At 67.9% G+C, this 21,035-nt stretch carries 20 protein-coding genes; 6 read left to right on the forward strand and 14 right to left on the reverse strand.

From position 1 onward, the window contains the following. Positions 1-34: 34 nt before the first annotated feature. From NA12_RS05520 to NA12_RS33515, 10 genes are all read right to left on the reverse strand, one after another. The gene (locus NA12_RS05520) at positions 35-1,069 is read right to left on the reverse strand and encodes an alpha/beta fold hydrolase (RefSeq protein WP_067446701.1); all 1,035 of its coding nucleotides are present in this window, start codon (positions 1,067-1,069) and stop codon (positions 35-37) included. A 55-nt stretch (positions 1,070-1,124) separates the two neighbouring features. Then, complete coding sequence (locus NA12_RS05525) at positions 1,125-2,453, reverse strand: lipase family protein (protein ID WP_067446702.1); 1,329 nt, start codon at positions 2,451-2,453, stop codon at positions 1,125-1,127. Beyond that, positions 2,450-3,409, reverse strand: coding sequence for an AurF N-oxygenase family protein (locus tag NA12_RS05530; protein WP_067446704.1), 960 nt, complete (start codon positions 3,407-3,409; stop codon positions 2,450-2,452). Before NA12_RS05530 ends, NA12_RS05525 begins: the two co-directional genes overlap by 4 nt. Positions 3,410-3,493: 84 nt before the next feature. Next, the gene (locus NA12_RS05535) at positions 3,494-4,177 is read right to left on the reverse strand and encodes a TetR/AcrR family transcriptional regulator (protein WP_067446706.1); all 684 of its coding nucleotides are present in this window, start codon (positions 4,175-4,177) and stop codon (positions 3,494-3,496) included. A gap of 141 nt (positions 4,178-4,318) precedes the next feature. Further along, a complete protein-coding gene (locus tag NA12_RS05540; RefSeq protein ID WP_067446708.1) occupies positions 4,319-6,544 on the reverse strand; it encodes an acyl-CoA dehydrogenase family protein in 2,226 nt (741 codons plus the stop codon). A 2-nt stretch (positions 6,545-6,546) separates the two neighbouring features. Then, positions 6,547-7,425 carry an SDR family oxidoreductase gene (locus NA12_RS05545; RefSeq protein WP_067446710.1) on the reverse strand — a complete coding sequence of 293 codons (879 nt, stop codon included), beginning with the start codon at positions 7,423-7,425 and terminating at the stop codon, positions 6,547-6,549. Between the two features lie 12 nt (positions 7,426-7,437). Continuing rightward, positions 7,438-8,310, reverse strand: a complete 873-nt coding sequence (locus NA12_RS05550; protein ID WP_067446712.1) for a MaoC/PaaZ C-terminal domain-containing protein — start codon at positions 8,308-8,310, stop codon at positions 7,438-7,440. Beyond that, positions 8,307-8,747: a type II toxin-antitoxin system Rv0910 family toxin gene (locus NA12_RS05555; RefSeq protein WP_067446714.1), complete on the reverse strand. Its 441-nt coding sequence runs from the start codon at positions 8,745-8,747 to the stop codon at positions 8,307-8,309. Before NA12_RS05555 ends, NA12_RS05550 begins: the two co-directional genes overlap by 4 nt. A gap of 35 nt (positions 8,748-8,782) precedes the next feature. Continuing rightward, positions 8,783-9,973 carry a lipid-transfer protein gene (locus NA12_RS05560; RefSeq protein ID WP_067446716.1) on the reverse strand — a complete coding sequence of 397 codons (1,191 nt, stop codon included), beginning with the start codon at positions 9,971-9,973 and terminating at the stop codon, positions 8,783-8,785. Between the two features lie 162 nt (positions 9,974-10,135). Next, complete coding sequence (locus NA12_RS33515; RefSeq protein ID WP_157106378.1) at positions 10,136-10,294, reverse strand: hypothetical protein; 159 nt, start codon at positions 10,292-10,294, stop codon at positions 10,136-10,138. A 426-nt stretch (positions 10,295-10,720) separates the two neighbouring features. Here NA12_RS33515 and NA12_RS05565 point away from each other — a divergent pair, with 426 nt between their 5' ends. From NA12_RS05565 to NA12_RS05575, 3 genes are read left to right on the forward strand one after another with little or no spacing between them, the layout of a single operon-like run. Next, positions 10,721-11,980 (forward strand): sensor histidine kinase, encoded by a 1,260-nt coding sequence (locus tag NA12_RS05565; protein ID WP_067447540.1) that lies wholly within the window; start codon positions 10,721-10,723, stop codon positions 11,978-11,980. Beyond that, positions 11,980-12,408: a roadblock/LC7 domain-containing protein gene (locus tag NA12_RS05570; RefSeq protein ID WP_067446718.1), complete on the forward strand. Its 429-nt coding sequence runs from the start codon at positions 11,980-11,982 to the stop codon at positions 12,406-12,408. The genes NA12_RS05565 and NA12_RS05570 overlap by 1 nt, the downstream gene beginning before the upstream one ends. Before the next feature lie 2 nt (positions 12,409-12,410). Next, positions 12,411-13,634 (forward strand): cytochrome P450, encoded by a 1,224-nt coding sequence (locus NA12_RS05575; protein ID WP_371855977.1) that lies wholly within the window; start codon positions 12,411-12,413, stop codon positions 13,632-13,634. A gap of 43 nt (positions 13,635-13,677) precedes the next feature. On the opposite strand, the gene NA12_RS05580 is transcribed toward NA12_RS05575, so the two are convergent. Together NA12_RS05580 and NA12_RS05585 are read right to left on the reverse strand one after the other, a co-directional pair. Continuing rightward, positions 13,678-14,907, reverse strand: a complete 1,230-nt coding sequence (locus NA12_RS05580; RefSeq protein ID WP_067446722.1) for a cytochrome P450 family protein — start codon at positions 14,905-14,907, stop codon at positions 13,678-13,680. A gap of 204 nt (positions 14,908-15,111) precedes the next feature. After that, entirely contained in the window at positions 15,112-15,435 is a 324-nt protein-coding gene (locus NA12_RS05585) for a hypothetical protein (protein ID WP_243654921.1), read from the reverse strand. A 172-nt stretch (positions 15,436-15,607) separates the two neighbouring features. Here NA12_RS05585 and NA12_RS05590 point away from each other — a divergent pair, with 172 nt between their 5' ends. Continuing rightward, complete coding sequence (locus NA12_RS05590) at positions 15,608-16,405, forward strand: SAM-dependent methyltransferase (protein ID WP_067446724.1); 798 nt, start codon at positions 15,608-15,610, stop codon at positions 16,403-16,405. Between the two features lie 97 nt (positions 16,406-16,502). Here NA12_RS05590 and NA12_RS05595 read toward each other — a convergent pair whose 3' ends face one another. Continuing rightward, positions 16,503-17,129 (reverse strand): TetR family transcriptional regulator, encoded by a 627-nt coding sequence (locus NA12_RS05595; protein ID WP_067446726.1) that lies wholly within the window; start codon positions 17,127-17,129, stop codon positions 16,503-16,505. 105 nt (positions 17,130-17,234) lie between these two features. On the opposite strand from NA12_RS05595, the gene NA12_RS05600 reads away from it, so the two are divergent. Further along, on the forward strand, positions 17,235-19,157 hold the full coding sequence (locus tag NA12_RS05600; protein ID WP_067446728.1) for an acyl-CoA dehydrogenase family protein: 1,923 nt from the start codon (positions 17,235-17,237) through the stop codon (positions 19,155-19,157). A 19-nt stretch (positions 19,158-19,176) separates the two neighbouring features. On the opposite strand, the gene NA12_RS05605 is transcribed toward NA12_RS05600, so the two are convergent. Continuing rightward, the gene (locus tag NA12_RS05605) at positions 19,177-19,884 is read right to left on the reverse strand and encodes a TetR/AcrR family transcriptional regulator (RefSeq protein ID WP_067446730.1); all 708 of its coding nucleotides are present in this window, start codon (positions 19,882-19,884) and stop codon (positions 19,177-19,179) included. A 212-nt stretch (positions 19,885-20,096) separates the two neighbouring features. Between NA12_RS05605 and NA12_RS05610 the strand changes: the two genes are divergently transcribed. Continuing rightward, a complete protein-coding gene (locus tag NA12_RS05610; RefSeq protein WP_067446731.1) occupies positions 20,097-21,023 on the forward strand; it encodes an alpha/beta fold hydrolase in 927 nt (308 codons plus the stop codon). Positions 21,024-21,035 lie beyond the last annotated feature (12 nt).

The following is a 21,035-nucleotide window of genomic DNA, read 5'->3' on the forward strand; positions in this document are numbered from 1 at the left end:
GTTTGGTCGCGCGACAGAAATTCTGCCGCGGTGGTCAGTGGCCGAGGAACTCCTCGATCGCGGGCCAGGTGGTGTCGGCGGCGCTGACCAGTCCGAGGTGTCCGCCGCTGACCTCGACGAACGCCACCTCGGCGGCGTTGGGCAGGACGTCGAGACCGCGACGCACCGAGGCCGCGGGCACCACCACGTCGCTGGGGCTGCCCGCCAGCAGCACCCGGCAGGTGACCTTCGACAACTCGATCACCAGGTCCGACCGCAATCGGATCGACCCGCTCGCCAATTCGTTGCGCAGCACCAGACTGCGGTAGATCTGCCAGTACGAGCGGCCCGGATAGCCGGGCATGGTGGCCATGAAGCGGTCGGTGGCCTCCATTCTGGCCAGCGCCTCGGTGTCGAAGGCGTTGCGCGCCAAGAACATCGGCTTGGCGAGCTCGCGATCGAAGGCCTGGATCCGGAAACCCAGACGTACGAATTCCCGCGGGATGCCGCCCATCGCCTTGGTCGCCACGGCCATCTCGCGACCACCGGTGACCTTGGCGACCAGGCGCAGCGGCAGCAGGAACGCGGTCTGGGCCTGGTCGATCGGGGCGGCCAGGCAGGTGATGGAGGCGATCGGCAGGTCGGCGTGGGCCGCCGCTGTCAGCAGAGCGAGCACGCCGCCCAGCGACCAGCCGATGATATCGACGCCACGGCCGTCGTGTTCCTCCGATACCCGCGAGATCGCCTCGGGCAGGATGTCGTCGATCCAGTCCTCGAGGCCGAGAGCACGATCGGCGTAACCGAATTCGCCGTAGTCGATGACGTAGGGCTGCCTGCCCCGGTCGAGCAGATAGCGAACCAGGCTCTGCCCCGGCCGCAGGTCGAAGCACGCGATGGTCACCGCGAGGGGCGGCACCAACAGCACCGGATTGCCCTTCGCGGACGTGGTGCGGTCGTAGCGTTTCAAGTGCCGGTGCGCGCCGTCGTACACCGTCGACGACGGTGCGGGGCAGTAGGACTCGAGTCCACCGCCGAACGACACCGACCACACATTGCGCAGCGCGCGCGGCAGCTCGGCAACGATCCCCATCGGTAAACCCCTCATCTCACCTGTTCCTGCCGGTCGGCAGACCCACTTTGTTGTTTCAGGCTGCGCGATGTGTCGTGCGCGCCGGACGTTCGCTGCTGTGACCGGTCACCGAGGCCCTGATCGGTCGCCCGAACAGGACCCGGAGTACAGCCGACACAAGGGCACCGAGCCCCCGGCACCCCGCGGGCAGCGCGAGCACGCTGCGCACCGTGCGCGTGTCCGACGGTGTCACCGCCACGCCCGCGAATCGGTCGGCGAGCCAGTTCAGGCTCAGCGGCGTGGACAGCGGCAGCAGCGAAAGGTGCTCGCTCGCCCGATCACGCAGGTAGGTCACGTGCGCGCCCTGCTCGCGGTAGCGCCGCACGAGCGCGTCGATATCGGCCACCGCGATGATCTGATCGTGCACGGCTTGCACCACCAACAGCGGCACCGCGGGCGCGCGGTCCCCCAGCGTGAGGTCGGCGAAGACGGCCAGCATCGCCTCCATCGCGAGCAACTCGGCGATGGGGGTGCCACTGTGCCGGTCGACGTTGTAGCGGGCCAGCCGCAGGACCGCGGCGCCGGTCGTCGACTCCGCGGCTTTGTCGAGCAACGCACGACCCTCGTCGCTGAAATGGGTCACGACCAGTTCTTCGAACGCCGGATACACCCGGCGCAGCGCGGCGACGACGAGCGTCGGCAGGCCCGCGTGCAGGCCGCCGTTGAGTCGATGGAAGGTCGAGACCAGATCGCCCACCGGGGAGCCGAGCACGGCGCCGACGATGTCGAGTTCGGGCGCGTAGGTGGGCGCCATCTCCGCGGCCCACGCCGTGGCCAAGCCGCCGCCGGAGTACCCCCACAGCCCGACTTGCGCCGACGGATCGAGCCCGCCGGGCTCGAACGCCAGTGCCGCGCGAATGCCGTCGAGTGCGCGGTAGCCCGGTTCACGCGGTGCGCCCCACGCGCCGAGCATGCCTTCGTGATCCGGGATCGAGATCGCCCAGCCCCTGGCCAGCGCATCGGCGAAGCACAGCAACTCGACGTGGACGAAGGTGCCGACCGCGCGGGAGCCGCGGCGCAACGCGTAGGACGGGAATGCCCGCGGCGCGATGGCGTCGATCGCGCACTGGAACGACAGCAGGGGGGCGCCGGGCGCGACACCGCCCATCGGCGCCACCACGGTGGTGACGGACGCCTCGGGCACACCGTTGAGATCGGTGGTGCGATACAGCAACTGCCAGGCCCGCACCTTCATCCCGATCACGCCGAACGCGGCCAGTTCCACCGGCCGCCAACGCAGGATCGTGCCCTCGGTGAGACGCTCGAACCCGGGTCGCGGCACGAAGAACGGATCTTCGTCCGGGAGCAGTGCTCGCGTGGGAGCGGACCAGCTTTCGGCCCTCATGCGACCCTGCGCGCGGGTTCGCTGCGGTAGCGCGAGGCGGGTCCGTCGATGCCGAGCAGCTGCCACACGCGGTGGGCGACCGGATTCATCAGACCGATATCGGTCACCAGCGCGCGGACATCGGTGAAGACGTCCCGCTTGATGTGCCGCGAACCGGGACTCGCCCAGTACGCCTCCCGCATCACCTCGGCCGGGATGTCGAACTTGTCGACGAATTGCCGGGGCGGTGTCGCGATCATCGACAACATCACCCGCATCGCGATCGGGAACGCCACCGACAGCACCGATTTCGAGATCGGATGCATCGACGGCACGGCGCGGTGGAGGTATTCGTGCGCGAAGGAGATGTGGCGGGCTTCCTCGGCCACATGGATCTGCATCACCCGTGCCACCATAGGATGCAGGTCGGCACCACCGCGCAGCAGCGACTTCTGCAGGTGGTCGATCGGCTCCTCGCCACCGAGGATCAGGGTGAAGAACAGTTCGGGGAAGTATTTCACCGCGGGCCAGATGATCATCGTCAGCGTGCGATCGATGCTGCCCATGCCGATCACATCGCGATAGCCGATGCGATTGATCATCTCCTGGAACATCATCGTGTGGTTGCACTCTTCGGCGGCCTCGTGGGTGACGTAGCGGAACTCCGGGTCACCGTTGGGCACCGAGATCAGGTACTGCATCAGCCCGCGGATCAGCAGCTGCTCGAAGTCGATGCCGACCTTGGCGATACCGGCCTGGCGCCACATGCCCATCGCGATCTGCCGTTCGACCGGCTGCGCCTTGTACCAGGGGTGGCGGCCGAGCGGGTCCTCGTCGGGCATGATCCAGCGTGGGTCGTCGGAGTGCACGGCGAACTCGGGCGAGTCCCAGTCGATGTCGACATAGGGATCGAAGCGTTTGGTCACCGAGCCTTCGGACAGGCTCTGCAGGACCTCGTGGTAGCTGGACAGCGTCATCGGTGTCTCCTCGGTGCGGTTCCACTGCCCAGTTTAGTGGTACCGGCAGTACCATACAAGGGTTGACGCTACCGCGTGTTACATCTAACTTTGCGCCGTCAGCTCGGCGATCGACGTGCGCGGATCGAGCGTGACGCCGACCTCGCGCAGGCTGGCGTCGATGATCGCCCAGATGGCGATCTGCAGGTAGGACGACAATTCCGCGGCGTCCATCGGCTGCATCGACCGGCTCAACCACCGGTTCACACTGCCGTCGACAAAGCTGACCAGGCCGAACGACATCGGTTCGGCGACCGCCACCGGCGCGGACTGTGCCCGCAGCGCGCTCTCGAACACCTCGCGAACAGTACCCGCGATGGCGATCTTGGTACCGGACACGATCGGCGAGTTGTGATCCTTGCTGGCGCCGGATCCGGCGCCGAGGAAATAGTGCAGACGCGGATTGGTCGCGATCCAGCCCACATAGGCGTCGACGGAGCGCGCGATCGCCTCGGCGACGGTGCCCTCGGGGTTCAGGGTGGGGGCGAGTACCGCCATCAGGTCGTCGATGATGCGGGTGCGCAGCTGTTCGTCGAGATCGTGGCGGTCTTTGAACAGGCGGTACAGCACCGATCGGGGAACACCGGCGAGGTCGGCGATCTCCTGGACACCGACCGAGGCGCCCTGCGACTGCACGGCATCCAGGGCGGCGGCGAGAATGAGCTCGCGGCGGTCGGCGCGGTGACGGTCCCAGCGGCTGGCCCTGCCGTCGGTGCGCTGTGCGGTCACGTCATCATCTCCTTCACCGGACCCGGGGCGAGCACAGCGACCGGATCGGCGCTCCGCGGAATACAACGACGAACTGTAGTCCAGCCGCGCCACCGACCCGGCCACGCCCGGGCGCCGGGGATCACCCGACGCCCGGGGTGCTCATCCGTGGGCCGCGTCGCGCGGCAGGCCGAGCATCCGTTCACCGATGACATTGAGCTGAACCTCGGTGGTGCCGCCGTAGATGGTGGTGGCACGGCCCGCGATCAGCTGCTCCATCGCGTGATCACTGCGCTCACCGGGCACCGACACCACCCCGGCGACGCCGAGTTCGGCGACGACGTACTCCGAAATCGCTTGACCCAGCGCCATTCCCAACAGTTTTCCGACGCTGGACGTGGTGGACACGTCGATTCCGGACAGCTGCTGGAGCACCACCCGCGAACCGATCACGTCCACCGCTCGACTCTCGGCCATGAGCTCACCGAGCCGGTATCGCGCCACCGGCGACAGATCGCGGCCGATCGCGAAGCGCAGCAGGTCGGTGTCGGTGGCGTAGGCCTCCATCTTCTGGCTCAGCGCCACCCGCTCACCCGCGAGGGTCGTGCGGGCCACGTGCCAGCCGTCGTCGACCCCGCCGACCACGTTCTCGTCGGGGATGAACACGTCGTCGAGGAACACCTCGTTGAACAGCGCCGATCCGGTCATCTCCCGCAGCGGGCGCACCGTGATCCCGGGGCTGGACATGTCGAGCACGAAGTAGGTGATCCCCTCGTGCTTGGGCTTGTCGGGGCTGGTGCGCGCGATCAGCATCGCCCAGTCGGAGAACTGCGCGACCGTGGTCCAGATCTTCTGTCCGCTCACCCGCCAGCCACCATCGACCCTGGTGGCTTTGGTGGTCAGGCTCGCCAGATCCGAACCCGCGCCCGGTTCGCTGAACAGCTGACACCACACCAGCTCGCCGCGCAGTGTCGGCACGACGAGTTCCCGCTTCTGCCGTTCGTCACCGTGCGGAACGAGCGCCCCGACCGCCCAGGTGCCCATCAGTAACTGCGGCATCTGGATTCCGGAGGTCTTGATCTCCTGTGCGATCACCACCTGTTCGAGCGGCGAGGCCGAGCGGCCGTAGGGACGCGGCAGATGGGGCAGGTTCCAGCCACCGTCACCGAGCGCGACGAGCTGGTCGTCCTCGTCGTCGATCGCCGCGATCTCGGCCAGCTCGGCCCGCACCGCCGTCCGGATCCGCTCGGCCTCGGCGGGCAGTTCCAGCTCGCTCGACAGGGTGAGCCCCGACAGCGCGTAACCGGCCACCGCGTCGGCCCGTTCGTCGCGCGCGCCGAGCTGCCCGCGCAGCGCGAGCGCCCGCCGGTAGTACAGGTGCGCGTCGTGCTCCCAGGTGAAGCCGATACCGCCGTGCACCTGGATGCACTCCTGGGCGACCTGCACCGCGGCATCGGGGATGATCAGCGCCGCGACGGCCGCCGCGTACTCGGCGGTGTCGTCGGCGCGATCGAGAGCGGAAGCGGCGTCCCACAGCACGGCCCGCGCCTTCTCCAGCGCGATGCCCATCTGGGCGCACTTGTGTTTGACACCTTGGAACTGCCCGATGGGCCGACCGAACTGCACCCGGGTCTTGGCGTATTCCGACGCGGTGGACACACACCACGACATCACCCCGACCGCTTCGGCGCCGAGCACCACCGCGGCCACCGAACGCACGCGCGCCGAACCCACGTCGAGCACCCGATCGAACGAGATCTCGACCGCATCGGCCTGCAACCGGCCGGCACCGCGCAGCACGTCGATGCTGTCCTGGGCGCTGATCGCCAGTTCGATGTTCTCGAAGACGACCCAGCGCTGTTCGCCCGCCACCGCGACGGGCGCGATGACGACATCGGCCGATACCGCCCCCGCCACACCGTCGGCCGTTCCGCTGACGGTCAACGTGCCATCGGTCAGCGTCCCGGTCAGATCCGAGGTCAGCGCCACCGCACCGGTGCGCGACCCGTCCGTCAGTCCGGCGAGCCGAGCCAGGGCCGAATTGTCCTCGGCCCGAGCGCCATAGGCGGCGGCCAGCACCGCACCGGCGAGCACGGTCGGCACGAACGGGCCCGTATGCGCGCCACGCCCGAGCGGTTCGAGCGCGACGGCCAGTGTCAGCAGCCCCGCGCCCTGACCGCCGAGTTCCTCGGCGATGTGCAGGCCCAGCAGATCCTGGGCGACGAGGGCGTCCCAGAACGGCAGGACTTTGCCCTCATCGGTGGACTCGACCGCGGCCCGGACGACCTCGGCGGTGATGGTCCGCTCGACGAAACCGGCGACCGCGTCGGCCAGTGCCCGGTGGTCCTCGCTGACGCCGACTCCGAGCTCGTAACTGTTGCGCGCCATGGCTAGTTCGTCTCTTTCAGCTGGGCGGCCACCTCGTCGATGGTCCACGGACCGTCGGTCTCGACGGTGCGCACGTCGTGCCAACCGGCCAGTTCGACGATCGCCCCGCCCTGGACGGCGAACACCTTGCCGGTGATCGCGCAGTCGGCCTCGGCGAGGTGGGCGACCAGCGGGGAGATGTTGGCCGGGGAGAACGCGTCGAACTCACCCTCCGGCACCTCGGCGGCGAACAGCGCGCCCATACCGGGCGTCGCCAAGGTGAGGCGGGTGCGCGCGATCGGGGCGATCGCGTTCACTCGCACGCCGTAGCGTTCGAGTTCGTCGGCGGCGACCAGCGTGAGCGCGGCGATGCCCGCCTTGGCGGCACCGTAGTTGCCCTGACCGGCGTTGGGCATGAACGTGCCGGAGGCCGAGGCGGTGTTGATCACCGACGCCGACACCGGAGTACCGGCCTTGGACTGCGCCTTCCAGTACGCGGCGGCGTGATGCAACGTGGCGGCGTGGCCCTTGAGGTGCACCGCGATGACCGAATCCCACTGCGATTCGTCCATGCTCGCGATGAACGCGTCGCGCAGGATGCCCGCGTTGTTCACCACGATGTCCAGGCTGCCGTATTCGCTGATCGCTTGGTCGACCAGCGCTTTCGCGCCGTCCCAGGTGGCGATGTCGTCGGTGTTGGCGACCGCGGTACCGCCCGCGGCGACGATCTCGTCCACCACTTGCTGGGCCGGGCCCGCGTCGGTGCCGGTGCCGTCGTTGGCGCCGCCGAGGTCGTTGACCACGACCCGGGCGCCTTCGCGGGCGAACAGCAGCGCGTGTTCACGGCCGATGCCGCGACCGGCGCCGGTGATGACCGCGACCCGACCGTCGAGTTTTCCCATGAGTCTTATCTCCTAGTTGATTTCGACGCGACCGTCGGTGATCGCGAGCGCACCCGCGGCTTCGGTCTCGAAGGCGTAGGCCCGCACACCGGGGTCAGCGGATACGGTGGGCCAGAAGGTGGTGGTCACGTCCTGGCCGGGCAGCACCGGCTTGGCGAAACGCACGGCGAGCCTGCGCAGGCGCGCGGTGTCGCCGTCGGCGAGTTCGGTCAGCGCGGCCCACGAGGTGAACGCCATGGTGCACAGACCGTGGTTGATGATGCCGGGAAGCCCTGCCATGCGGGCGATCTCGTCGTCGAGGTGGATCGGCATCGGGTCGCCCGAGGCCGGTGAGTAGCGGAAGGTCTGGTCGTCGTCGATATGGGCGGTGACCCGCGCCGCCGGATCTCCCGCCCGGTCCTCGTCGGTGATCCGGTGGGCGGGGGCTGGTTCCCCCGCACCGGGACCGGCGTCGACCTTGCGGAAGAACGCGGTCATCCACTGCTCGTTGACGAGTTCGCCCGCCGCGTCACGAGTTTCGGCGTAGATGACCACAGTCGAGCCGTTCGGGCGGCCGACGTAACCGATCGGCTTGGCCCGCACCACCAGTTCGTCACCGGCCCGGATCGGACGGTGGAACAGGAAGTCCTGCTCGCCGTGGACCAGCTTCATCAACAGTTCCACCGGCGCGACCGACAGCGCGGCAGGCGCCATCGAAGTGAACACCGGCACCACCGCGAACACCGGCGGCGCGATCTCGCCCGCGCGGTGCGCGGGGACCGGATCATTGGTCGCCGCGGCGTATTCGGCGATCCGCTCGGCGGTGACCGTGAACCGCTCTTCGTCGGTCCACTCCCCCAGCGCGGAGCCGTCGAAGACGACCGCGGCCGATTCCGACGTGGTCATGCGGCCGAACCGACGAGTTCGGTGAACTTGGCCATCGACTCCTTCAGATCGGCTTCGGCGTGCTTGGCGACGGCCTTGCCGATCGGGCCGACGATCATCGCGCCCTTGAAGCTCGCATCGAACGCGGCGGAGGAGCCGGCGTCGGTGGCGTCCACCTTCAGGACGAATTCGATGGTGACACCGGCCATGCCCGCGCCGGTGATGCGCAGGTACGAGTTCGGCACGACCTCGGCGACGGTCCACTCGATCTTGTTGGCCATGTTCATCACCGACACGACCTCGGTGAAGCGCGAGCCCGCGGCGAGCTCGGCGGGCAGATCGCCGCGCCAGCCCTGGTGGATGGTCAGCCATTGCTCCCAGTTGGCGAGATCGCTCAGCCGGGCCCAGGCCAGCTCGGGTGCGACGGGAAGTGCGGTGGAGACGGATACAGATGCCATGGGTTACTCCTGGTGTGATCGGGTGGGTGAGCGAGTCAGCGGTTGGCGAGGCGGTAGGCGGTCACCACGACCGCGCCACCGAGACCGATGTTGTGCTGCAGGGCGATTCGCGCGTCGGCGACCTGGCGGGCGTCGGCGGTGCCACGCAGCTGCCAGGTGAGCTCGCTGCACTGGGCCAGACCGGTCGCCCCGAGGGGGTGGCCCTTGGAGATCAGACCGCCCGAGGGGTTGACGACCCACGTGCCGCCGTAGGTGGTGGCGTTGTCGTCGACGAGTCGACCGCCCTCGCCCGGCGCGCACAGGCCGAGGGCCTCATAGGTGAGGAGTTCGTTGGTGGAGAAGCAGTCGTGCAGTTCGATGACATCGACGTCCTCGGGTCCGATTCCGGCCTCGGCGTACACGGCTTCGGCGGCGGTCCGCGACATCGACGAGCCGACCAGGTCGATCGCGGTCGGGTCGGTGAACGTCGAGGCGAGGTCGGTGACCATCGACTGCCCGACGATCTCGACCGCGCGGTCGGCCAGGTTGTGCCGATCGACGAAGTCCTCGCTCGCCAGGATCACCGCGCCCGAACCGTCCGAGGTCGGCGAGCACTGCAGCTTGGTCAGCGGGCCGTAGATCTGTTTGGCCTCGAGCACTTCGGCGAGGCTGTATTCCTTCTGGAACTGCGCGTACGGATTGTTCACCGAGTGCTTGTGGTTCTTCACGCCGATCCTGGCGAACTGCTCGGCCGTGGTGCCGTAGAGCTCCATGTGCTCCTTGCCCGCGGCGCCGAACATGTACGGCGCGGGCGGCATCGCGAACTCCTGCAGTTCGGCCAGCGCCAGCAGGTGCTTCATCATCGGCTGCTCACGGTCGTCGTAGGTCGAACCGAGCGAGCCGGGCTGCATCTTCTCGAAACCCAGGGCGAGGGTGCACTCGGCGAGCCCACCGCGCACCGCTTGCGCCGCCAGGTAGAGCGCGGTCGAACCGGTCGAACAGTTGTTGTTCACATTGACCACCGGAATGCCGGTCAGCCCGAGCTCGTAGACCGCGCGCTGACCCGAGGTGGACTCGCCGTACACGTAGCCGACATAGGCCTGTTGGACCTGGTCGTAGTCGATTCCGGCATCGGCGAGGGCCTTGGTCCCCGCCTCACGGGCCATGTCCGGGTAGTCCCACTCCCGCGCACCCGGCTTCTCGAATTTCGTCATGCCGACGCCGACGACGAACACCTTCTGTGTCATGAACGCACTCCCGTGTGCCGTGTGTCCCGAATACCTGAGACACGGTGTCCATGTAATTTAGGTTGGACACCACGTCCAGGTCAATACCCCGGCGAAGACGACCCGAACACGACAAGGGCCGCACCGTGAACGGTGCGGCCCTGGTGGGTCATGCCGGCGGGATCAGCTCTGCTGACCGAACCGGCGGGGTTTCTTCGCGCCCATGATGTCGGTCCACCACGATTGCAGCGGGCTCGGCTCGGGCCAGTGGACAGTGGGGTCCTCATCCCCCGGGTCGGCGGGTGGCATGTCGGACGGGTCGTCGTCGAGATCGCTGGTCATGGGAGGCTCTTCCTCGAATCGATCGACGGCGCCGCGGCGGGGAGACGAGAGGAACAGGAGCCGGAACTCGAAACCGAGTGCGGCGACGACGCGTTGGTCGCCGCTGGTCTACGGCTGACCTGGATGCGTTCAACCGTACACGGCGGGGGTCGGCCGCCGGTATCGATTCACCACCCTCGAACACAATGCGAGTTACGTTCTGCAGCAACCCGTTTCGTGCACCCGCAGGTTCGCTTTGCTAACGTGTCCGACATCGCCGAAACCCCGGGCAGTGAGTCCGGTCTCGATCGACCTCACCTGCGCGGTGTCGAATTGTGTTGCGACGCACACGGTGTGGGAGCGAACGCGGTGAGAAGTCTCGTCGGAGAGACCGGCGAGGACCCGGCCACCACGGCTCTTCGGTCGGTACAGACGACAAAGGAACCGATGACTCCGACGCTCGCGGTCTTCTTGTTCTCCATCGCCACCCTGGTCCTGCTCGGCGCGGTCGCTGTCGCGCTACAGGCCCTGCGCAACGAACGTCAGATCCGCGGCCGCCTGGCGGTGGCCGAGCGCGACCTCCACACCAAGGACACGGCGATGGAGCAGATGTCGCTCGCCCACGCCGAAGAGCTGCGGATGCTCGAACACGAGGCGGCCCGCGCCGACCGGGCCGCCGAAGAACGCATCGCGGCGCAGGTCGAGGCGGCACGGGAAGCCACACGCGCCCAGGTCGGCGCCGACGCTCGCGCCGCCACCAGCAACGCCGTGCGCGCGTTCGGCACCACCGTGGTCAGCCTCGGCGCCGACGTGGGCCAGGTCGTGAGCAACGCGCTGCGGGAGAACCGCAACGACGAGGTCTACGCGACCCTCACCAGGATCGACCACACGGTCCAGCAGATGATCCGCCAAGCCCAGGCCTACGTCATCGTCTCCGGCGGGCTGCCGGGCCGGCGCTGGCCGCAGCAGACCGTCGGCGACGTGGTCGGCGGCGCCACCGGCCGGGTGCGCGACTATCTGCGCGTGCGCGCGGGCAACTGCGAACTGGTCGTCATGAGCCGGGCGGTCGAGCCGCTCGTACACACCGTGGCGACCCTGCTCGACAACGCGCTGCGCTACTCGCCGCCGTCGTCGTTCGTCGATATCTCCTACCAGCAGGGCCATCACGGCGTCACCGTGATCATCGACGACGCGGGCGTGCGGATGAGCCACGAGCAGATGGAGGAGGCGCGCCAGGTGCTCTCGGGCGAGCGCGTCGTCGATATCAACGTGCTCGGCCCGTCGCCGCGGGTCGGGTTTCCGGGCGTCGCGGCGCTCGCGCGCCGCTACGGCTTCGCCGCCTATGTCGACGGACCCAATATCTACGGCGGCACCAGGGCGATGGTGTTCGTTCCCGCGGCACTGCTCGTCACGGCCACCGAGGTGCACCGGCCCAAGCATGCCGAGGCTCCGGAACCCGCACCACCACCGGTTCCCGAGATCTCCAGGGCGGCGCCCGAACCGGAGGTGATCGAGCCCGAGATGGTCGAGCACGACCGGACCACCGGCGGGCTGCCCAAGCGCACCCGCCGCACCGTCGCACCGGCCGACGTGCGTGTCGACACCACCGAGGGGCTCGCCCGCCCCGAGCTCGCCGCGGCCTGGCACAGCGGCTCCCGACACGGCCGCGCCGCGGCCGCGCGTTCGACGAAAGGGCACGACAGCTGATGAGCACTCCCCTCGCGACCACCACCAACCGCCTCGCGTGGCTGCTCGACGACCTGGCGCTCGACGGCGTCCGCTTCGCGGTGTTGTTATCCGAGGACGGTCTACGCGTGGCGCACTCCGGCGCCATCGGCATCGACGACGCGGAGCGTTTCGCGGCGGCCGCGTGCGGGCTGCGCTCGCTGGGCAAGGTGCTCGGCGAGTTCTGCGGCGGGCACGCGAACACCGTGCGCCAGAACATGACCGAATACGACGAGGGCATGGTGTTGATCACCGCGGCGGGCGCGGGCACCCTGCTGGGCGTCGCCACGACCGGCGATGTGGACCTCGCGCTAGTCGCCCATCGCATGAACGAGCTGGCCGCCAGGGTCGGCCACGAACTCGGCGCGTCGCCGAGGCACCGATCCTCGACTCAGGAGTACTCGCTGTGACACTGGACATTTCGCCGGACTCGCGCAGTGGCCAGGACCGGGTGCCGCTGTACTCGCCGGAATTCGCCGCCGACCCCCAACGCACCTACCGCGAGATGCGGCACCGTTTCGGCTCACTGGTGCCGGTCGATCTGGTGCCCGGCGTGCCCGCCACTCTCGTGATCGGCTACCGCACCGCGGTAGCGATCCTCAACGATCCCGACCATTTTCCCGCCGATCCGAAGATGTGGGAGCGTGACATCCCCACCGACTGCCCGGTGCTTCCGATGATGCGCTACCGCCCCAACGCGATTCGCACCGCGGGCGCGGAGCACACGCGCCACCGCCAGGTCACCGTCGCCGGCCTGGCCGGTGTGGACCTGTACCAGCTGCACCGCACCGTCGAGCAGATCGCGATGCCGGTGATCAATTCCTTCTGCGCGGACGGCAGCGCGGATCTGCTGAGCCAGTACGCCTTTCCCGTCATCTTCGCCACCATCAACGCGATGCTGGGTGTGCCCGCCGATATCGGCGGCGACATCGCGACCGGCATGGGACAGATGTTCGAGGGTGGCGACACCGCGGCCGCGGGCACCAAGCTGATGGAGGACGCGCTCTACGACCTGGTGCGGCTCAAGCAGCGCGAACCCGGCGACGATGTGACGACCCGGTTGGTGCAGCATCCGCAGCGGCTCACCGACGAGGAGTTGATGAACCAGGTACTCACGATGTACGGCGCGGGGATCGAGCCGATGCTCAATCTGATCCTCAACACGGTGCGGCTGATGCTCACCGATCAGCGGTTCGCGGGCAGCTTGCTCGGCGGCAGCCTGTCCACCCGCGACGCACTCGACGAGGTGCTCTACACCGACCCGCCCATGGCCAACTTCTGCACCACCTATCCGCGGCAACCGATCCTGGTCGACGATGTGTGGCTGCCCGCGCATCAGCCGGTTGTCATCAGCATGGCCGCGTGCAACAACGATCCCGCGATCGGGACCGGCGATTTCCTCGACAACCGCGCGCACCTGGCGTGGAGCACCGGCCCGCACGGCTGCCCGGCGAAGTCTCCGGCCTACCTGATCGCACAGGAGGCCATCGACCAACTGCTCGACGCCTTGCCCGAGATCACGCTGGCGGTCCCGGCGGACGAACTGGTCTGGCGCCCCGGGCCTTTCCACCGGGCGCTGGCGGGCCTGCCGGTGCTGTTCCCGAGCACCGCACCGCTGGTGGTGCCGGGCAACTGACTCTCCCCTGCTCGGCCGAGGGCCGGCCGAGCAGAGGAGGTCGCTACGCGCCGTGGATGTAGGCGGGCAGGTGGCGGTGGCCGTTGGAGATGAAGCTGGGCACGGTGCCGAGTTCGGCGACGGGAACAGCCAGTTTCAGCTCGGTGAACCGTTCGAACAGCGCCGGCAGCGACACCAGCGCCTCCATCCGGGCCAGCGGCGCGCCGAGGCAGTGATGCGCGCCGTAGCCGAATGCCATGTGCGACTGCTTCTCTCGCGTGGGATCGAACTCGCTCGCGGTGTCGCCGTGCAGCTTCGGGTCACGCGCGGCACCGGCGTAGCTCGCCAGAATCGGGTCGCCCTCGGCGAACTGGACGCCGTCGATGTCGATGTCCTCCACCGCGAAACGCAACGGCAGATGCGCGACCGGAGCTTCGAATCGCAGCGTCTCCTCGACCAGATCGGCCCAGGTGATCGCGCCTTCGCGCAGACTCGTGAGCGTATCGGGACGGGTGAGCAGCGCGGTGATGGCCTGATCGAGCAGGTTCACGGTGGTCTCATGGCCCGCCGAGATGACCAGCAGCAGGGTGGCGACGAGCTCTTCCTCGGTGAGCTGACCCTCGTCCTCGTCGCGCTGGACGATCAGCAGGCTGGTGATGTCGTCGCCGGGCTGTTCGCGCCGCAACGCCACCAGTTCGCCGAGGATCCGGTACATCTCCATGTAGTTGGCCTGCGACTGCTCCGGGGTGAGCGTGGTGTCGAAGATGCCGTCGACGCAGGTGCGCAGGCCGGGGTTCAGTGATTCCGGCACGCCCATCAGTTCCGAGATCACCTGGATCGGCAGCGGGTAGGCGAACTGCTCGCGCAGGTCCACGGTCTGACCGGCGGGCGTGCGGGCCAGCTCGTCGAGCAACTCGGTGGTGATGCGCTCGACCTGCGCGCGCATGGCCTCGGTGCGCCGTGCGGTGAAGGCGGGCGCGACCAGCTTGCGCAGCCTGCGATGGTCGCTGCCGTAGGCGGTGAACATGTTCGGCGCCGAAACCCACAGGTACAGCGGCCAATCCGGGGCGATCTCACCGGCGACGAAGGCGGGCCAGTGCCGGCTCGCGTCCTTGGAGACCCGAGGATCGACGAGCAGTTTCTCCAACAGCGCGGCATCGGTGATCGACCATGCCTGCACCCCGCCCGGCAGCTCGACCCTGGTGGCGGGACCGTGCGCCCTGATCTCGCGGATCTCACCCTGAATGTCTTGCCCAGTCGGGTCCAATACGACCCGATTCGTCACCGTTTCCATGCGAAACCTCTCGATCACCCGGCGCCTCGCGGACCCCGGTCTTCCGAGGTCAGAGCGAAACATCTTGCTGGACTGGCCCTTCCGGGCCGTTAGCGATGCTACCGGCCGAACGGCTTTGTCGCAGTGAACACTTGGAATGGGATCGCACAGTGAAATCGAACTATCGGTGCCGACGAAAAGCTCTGCCCACGGCAGAATTCGAGGTCACTTGGGCACGAACACACCTGTCAGATCGGCCTGCCGAATGGGAGTGTCCGGGTTGGCCTGCGCGCCACACATCAGATCGATGGCCGCGACGGACAGGTCGACGGTGTTCGGGTTCGAGGTCGCATCCTCGCCGCGCTCCTGCTCGAGAAACTTCGTCACCGTCGTGCGCCGGTCCTTCGGCGTCTGGGTGGTGTACTCGCTACAGGGCGTGTCGCCTCCTCTGTTGACCGCCTTCTCCACCTGGTCGCAGCCCGTGGCGAGCGACGCGAGCGCGGCCGCGGCGAGGACGGCGGATACAGCGTTCTTGCGCAGTGTCATCATGTGTCGGCTTTACCCGATTCCGGCCATCACACGCAGTGCTGAAAGTTCGCGGGATTGACCCGCCCGTTTCCGGGTGAATCTTGTACTGTCGCAGCCAGATCAGATGCTATGTCGCTGGTGGTTCTCCCATGGACGGGCGCGCCACTGTCAAAGTTGCAGAGGAGCAAGGCTCATGGCCGACGTGCAGACCCCGGTGATCAGGACCGATATCCCCCATTCCGCCCGGATCTGGAACTACTGGATGGGCGGCAAGGACCACTACGAGATCGACAAGATCGCCGGCGACGCCGGGCTGGCGGTCGACCCCGAGATCGCGACGATGGCCGTGCAGTCCCGGCAGTACCTGATCAGGGCCGTCCGTTTCGTGGCGAAGGAACGGGGCATCAAGCAGTTCCTCGACATCGGCACCGGGCTGCCCACGATGCAGAACACCCACGAGGTCGCCCAGGGCGTCACCCCGGAGGCCAAGGTGGTCTACGTGGACAACGACCCGCTGGTGCTCGCGCACGCGCGCGCGCTGCTGACCAGCACCACCGATGAAGGCGTCACCACCTACATCGACGCCGACTTCCACGACCCCGAACAGATCATCGCCGACGCGCGCAACGTGCTGAACTTCAACGAGCCGATCGCGGTGATGTTCATGGGTGTTCTCGGACACGCCAAAACCTACGACGACCTGCTGCGCATCGTACGCACTGTCATCGGCGCGGTCCCCTCCGGTAGCCACCTGATCTACTGGGACGGGACCGACGACAGCCAGGCCTACGTCACCCTGTGCGAGAACTACACCGGCACCGGCGGCACACCGTACGTTCCGCGCACGCAGGCCCAGATCCGCGGCATCTTCGACGACCTGGAAGTAGTCGAACCCGGCGTCGTCTCGATCACCCAGTGGCGCTCGGAGACCACCGAGGTGGGCCAGGCCCTGCCGATCTCGGCGTACGGCGCGGTCGCCCGCAAACCCTGACCCACGGCGCAGCCGCCGACCATCCTCGACACGCCCCATCCGAGCCCGGCTCGGGTGGGGCGCGGTCATGTGTAGCCGCGGCCCGTGAGTTCGGGCGTCACGCGCTGCGCATGGCGCGGTAGACCGCCGAGCCGACGAACGCGCCGAGGTCATCGGGATTCCATTCGTCGCGGTGAGCGAACAGGGTGCGGACCGCGCTCTCGGCGGCCGAGACCCACAGCTCCACCAGCGCGGGCAATTTGCGTTCGGCGTCGTCGACCCCCCAGGCCTGCAACGTCGGACGGAGCAACGTCGTGCAGCGCTCGATCGCCAGCTGTCGACCGCGTCCGAAGGATCCGGCCACCGCGGGGTCGGGGTTGCCGTAGATCAGCCGCCAGGCATCGGGGCGCTCGGACGCCTTGTCGAGCAGGGTGCGGAAACCCTCGACGAAGACCGTCTCGTCGGCGTCGGTCGTGCGCGGCGGCAGCACATCGAGCACACCGGAGATCAGAAAATCCTCCTCGCGCTGGATCAGCGCGTCGATCAGTTCGACCCGGTCCGGGAAGCAGGCGTAGATCACCGGGCGGGTGACCTTCATGTAGTCGGCCACCGCGCCCATCGTGACCGCGGCGATGCCGTCGTCGGCGGCGATGGCGAGTGCCGCGTCGAGCACCTGCGGTCTGCGCCGCTCGGGGCCGAGGTGCGCGGCCCGCCCTCGCCGCTGCGTGGCCGTCTCGCTACCCATGCGCCCACCATAGCAACCACCCCCGCATTCCTACATAGGTGTATGAAAATGCTACAGTGACGAATGAACCGTCCGACCCGCTGGATGCCCGCCCGAGGAGCGACGATGCCCCAGGACTTCTTCAACCCGAACACCGCCGACTTCGCGCAGTTCGATCCGCAGACGCGCAGGCTGCTGCGGGCGACAGTCGACTGGTTCGAGACCCGCGGCAAGAATCGACTGCTCGACGACGATCGGTCCCGCGTCTGGCCGTCGGAGTTCCTCGACTTCGTCAAGCGGGAACGACTGTTCGCCACCTTCCTCACCCCCGCGGCCGAGGCGGGCGGTGACCCGGACAAGCGCTGGGACACCTCGCGCAACGCCATGCTGAGCCAGATTTTCGGCTTCTACGGCATGACCTACTGGTACATCTGGCAGGTCACCATCCTCGGCCTCGGCCCGATCTGGCAGAGCGACAACGCCGTGGCCAAGAAGAAAGCCGCGGCCCAGCTGGACTCCGGTGCGATCTTCGCGTTCGGCCTGTCGGAGAAGGAACACGGCGCCGACGTGTACTCGACCGACATGATCGTCGACCCACAGCCCGACGGCGGATACACCGCCACCGGCGGCAAGCACTACATCGGCAACGGCAACCTGGCCTCGATGGTCTCGGTGTTCGGTCGCCGCTCGGACAAGCCGATCATCGACAGCGCCGCGGCCTTGCGGGACAAGCCGACGCAGCAGGATTACGAGGGGTATCTCTTCTTCGTCGCCGACTCCCAGCACGACGCGTACAAGCTGAAGAACAACGTCGTGAACAGCCAGATCTACGTCGCGGCTTTCGATCTGGAGAACTATCCCGTCGCCGAGAACGACATCCTGCATCGCGGCGAGGACGCGTTCCACGCTGCGATGAACACGGTCAACGTGGGTAAGTTCAACCTCGGTTTCGGCGCGATCGGCGCCTGTGAGCATTCCTTCTACGAGGCGATCGACCACGCCGAGAACCGGATTCTGTTCGGGCACAGGGTCACCGAGTTCCCTCAGGTCCGCGCGCTGATCGCCGATTCCTACGCGCGCATCGCCGCGATGAAGCTCTACAGCGCCCGCGCGGTGGACTACATGCGCTCGGCCTCCCCGGACGATCGCCGCTATCTGCTGTTCAACGCCATCGAGAAGATGTCGGTGACACGCCAGGGCCAGCGCGTGATCGAGGACCTCGCCGATGTGATCGCCGCGCGTGGATTCGAGAACGACATGTACTTCCCGGTCGCGATGACGGCCATGTTCGGCCTGCCACGACTCGAGGGCACCGTCCACGTGAACATGGCGCTATCGCTGAAGTTCATGGCCAACTACATGTTCCACCCCGCCGACGCCGGCCTGGCGGCAATGCGGTCGTTGCCGGGCGCCTCGGTGGCACCCAAGGCAGCCACCCGCGCGGTCGCCGGCGCTCTCACGTGGTCGAGCCGCAAGGTCACCCCGCGGCTGGGCGCGGTCGTGAAGCCACTGCGTGCCGAATTCGCCAGTGCCGCTTACGCTCCGGTGCCCACACGCCACGACACCGCCGACGACGAGTTCCTGTTCCGGCAGGGACCGAGCAGTGGCCTGGGCCGTATTCGCTTCGCGGACTGGCGCCCCGTGTTCGAGAGCTTCCGCGACATCGCGAACGTCGCGGTGTTCCTCGAGCAGGTGCTGGCCCTGCAGGCACTGCTCGCGGTCGCCGCACCGACCTCGTCGCAGCAGCAGGACGTGGACTTCCTGTTCGCGTTCGGCGAGCTCTTCACCGCGGTGCCCTACGCGCAACTGGTGCTGGAACAGGCGCGCATCGACGGCACCGACCCGGCGGTGATCGACCAGATCTTCGACGGCTTCGTGCGCGCCTTCTCCGCGAACGCGCTCACCCTGCACAACAAGCCGACCGCCACCCCCACCCAGCAGCACCGGGCACTCGACCTGGTTCGTCGGCCGGTCTTCGACGACGCCCGCTTCGAGCGGGTCCTCGGCAAGGCGCGCGCGCTGGCCGGGGCCTACGAGATGAAAGCCTGACCCGCGAACACCGCCGGGGTCAGTCGAGCGGCGGCGCGTTCTCGGTGATGGTGGCCAGGGTCGCCGCCACCGACATGTCGGGCTCGATGACGACGCCCTGCTCGCGCAGGAAGCCGTCGAACAGCTGCACGACGGCATTGGTCGTGCGATCGACGAACAGTGCCGTCGGTTCCGGCAGCGGGACGGGATCGGTGTCGAGCCACAGGTCGGTGACGGCCATGACGAAACCGACGATGCCACGCAGCAGATGATCGATACCGTCGGTATCGAGTGCGACCGAGGACAGCACGCTGCGGCTGCGCTCGGCCAGGTCGTGCGAGAGGCGCCGGCCGATGTCCAACGGCCGAGCCGACGGGTCGGCGCTCGAGACGCTCTGGGTGAGAACGAGGAACCGGAACACATCGGGATGTTCGGCGATGACCCCGGTATAGGCGGTGAGGAACCGATGGATCGTGGCCCTGGGCGGCTGCATGATCAGCGACAGGTCCGGCGCGACGGCCGCGTAGATCTGCGCGACGAGCCAGTCCGAGACGGCGCCGTCGAGCTCGGATTTGTCGGCGAACATGCGGTACAGGCGTGGTTTGGCGACGCCCATCTCGCGGGCCAGCGCCTCCATGCTCAGGTGGGGTCCGTCGCGGTCGATGCACCGGACCGCGCCCGCGATGACCTGTTCGCGGGTGAGCAACCGTACGGGCGACCGGCGAGCCGGTCTAGACGAGGTAGTCACTGTTCTCCCTGATCCGCCTTTCGCGTACGGCCAGGATAGCGGCGCGGCGCGGGGGATCGGCCGCCGTATCGCAGGCGGACACCGAGTGGGTGTCGACAGCGGCAGTTCCACTCCTCGAGACAATCCAGGTACTGCCGGTACCATTTTCTGGTACCGGCGGTACTATCGATGGCGCGCGGAGCAACGGAGCCCCGTGCCGAAAGGAGTCTCGGATGAGGCGCGAAGTCGGCAACCGCCACCCCGTGGCAGCGTCGGCCAGAACACGTCTGGTGCGCAACGGCGACATCTCGCTCGCTGTCTACGAATTCGGCCCGGCGGACGGCATTCCGGTGGTTCTCGTCCACGGTTGGCCCGATACCCACCATCTGTGGGACGGCGTGGTTCCGCTGCTCTCGGACAGATACCGCGTGATCTCCTACGACACGCGCGGGTACGGACAGTCCAGCGCGCCGACCCAGGTATCGGCCTACGAGCTGAACCGACTCGCGACCGACTTCTTCGCCGTGGTGGAGGCCGTGAGCCCCACCGAACCCGTGCACGTCGTGGCTCACGACTGGGGCTCGGTCCAGGTCTGGGAAGCGGTGTGCGAGCCCGGCGCGGACCAGTACGTGGCGTCGTTCACCTCGATTTCGGGCCCCAACCTCGACCACCTCGCCATCTGGATGCGTCGTGGCGTGCGGTCGGGCACCCCGCGCGGCATCCGGGGTGCGCTCAGCCAGTGCCTGTCCTCGGCCTACACCACTTTCTTCATGCTCCCGGTCCTGCCGGGACTGTTCTTCCGTCTCGTCGGCACCGAGAAGATGTGGAAGCTGTTCCTGCGCGTCGTCGAGGGCACCTCCCCCGATCAGATCTCGCTGGCGCCGACCCTGAAACAGGACATGATCTCGGGGCTGCGCTTCTATCGGGCCAACATCATCGCCCGCATGGTCGCGCCACGGGAGCGACGCACCACCGTGCCCGTGCAGTTGCTGGTCAATACCCGCGACATCGCCGTGCGTCCCGCGGGCTACGACGACACCGCCGAATGGGCCGATCAGGTCGTTCGGCACGACCTGCTGCGCGGGCATTGGCTGCCCTATTCCGATCCCGCCGCGATCGCCGGATACGCCGACGCGTTCATCCAGGCCAAGTCCGAGTAGCGACGAAAGAGG

Origin of the sequence: Nocardia alba NBRC 108234, assembly GCF_001612665.1 — a bacterium.
GTDB classification, from domain to species: Bacteria; Actinomycetota; Actinomycetes; order Mycobacteriales; family Mycobacteriaceae; genus Nocardia; species Nocardia alba.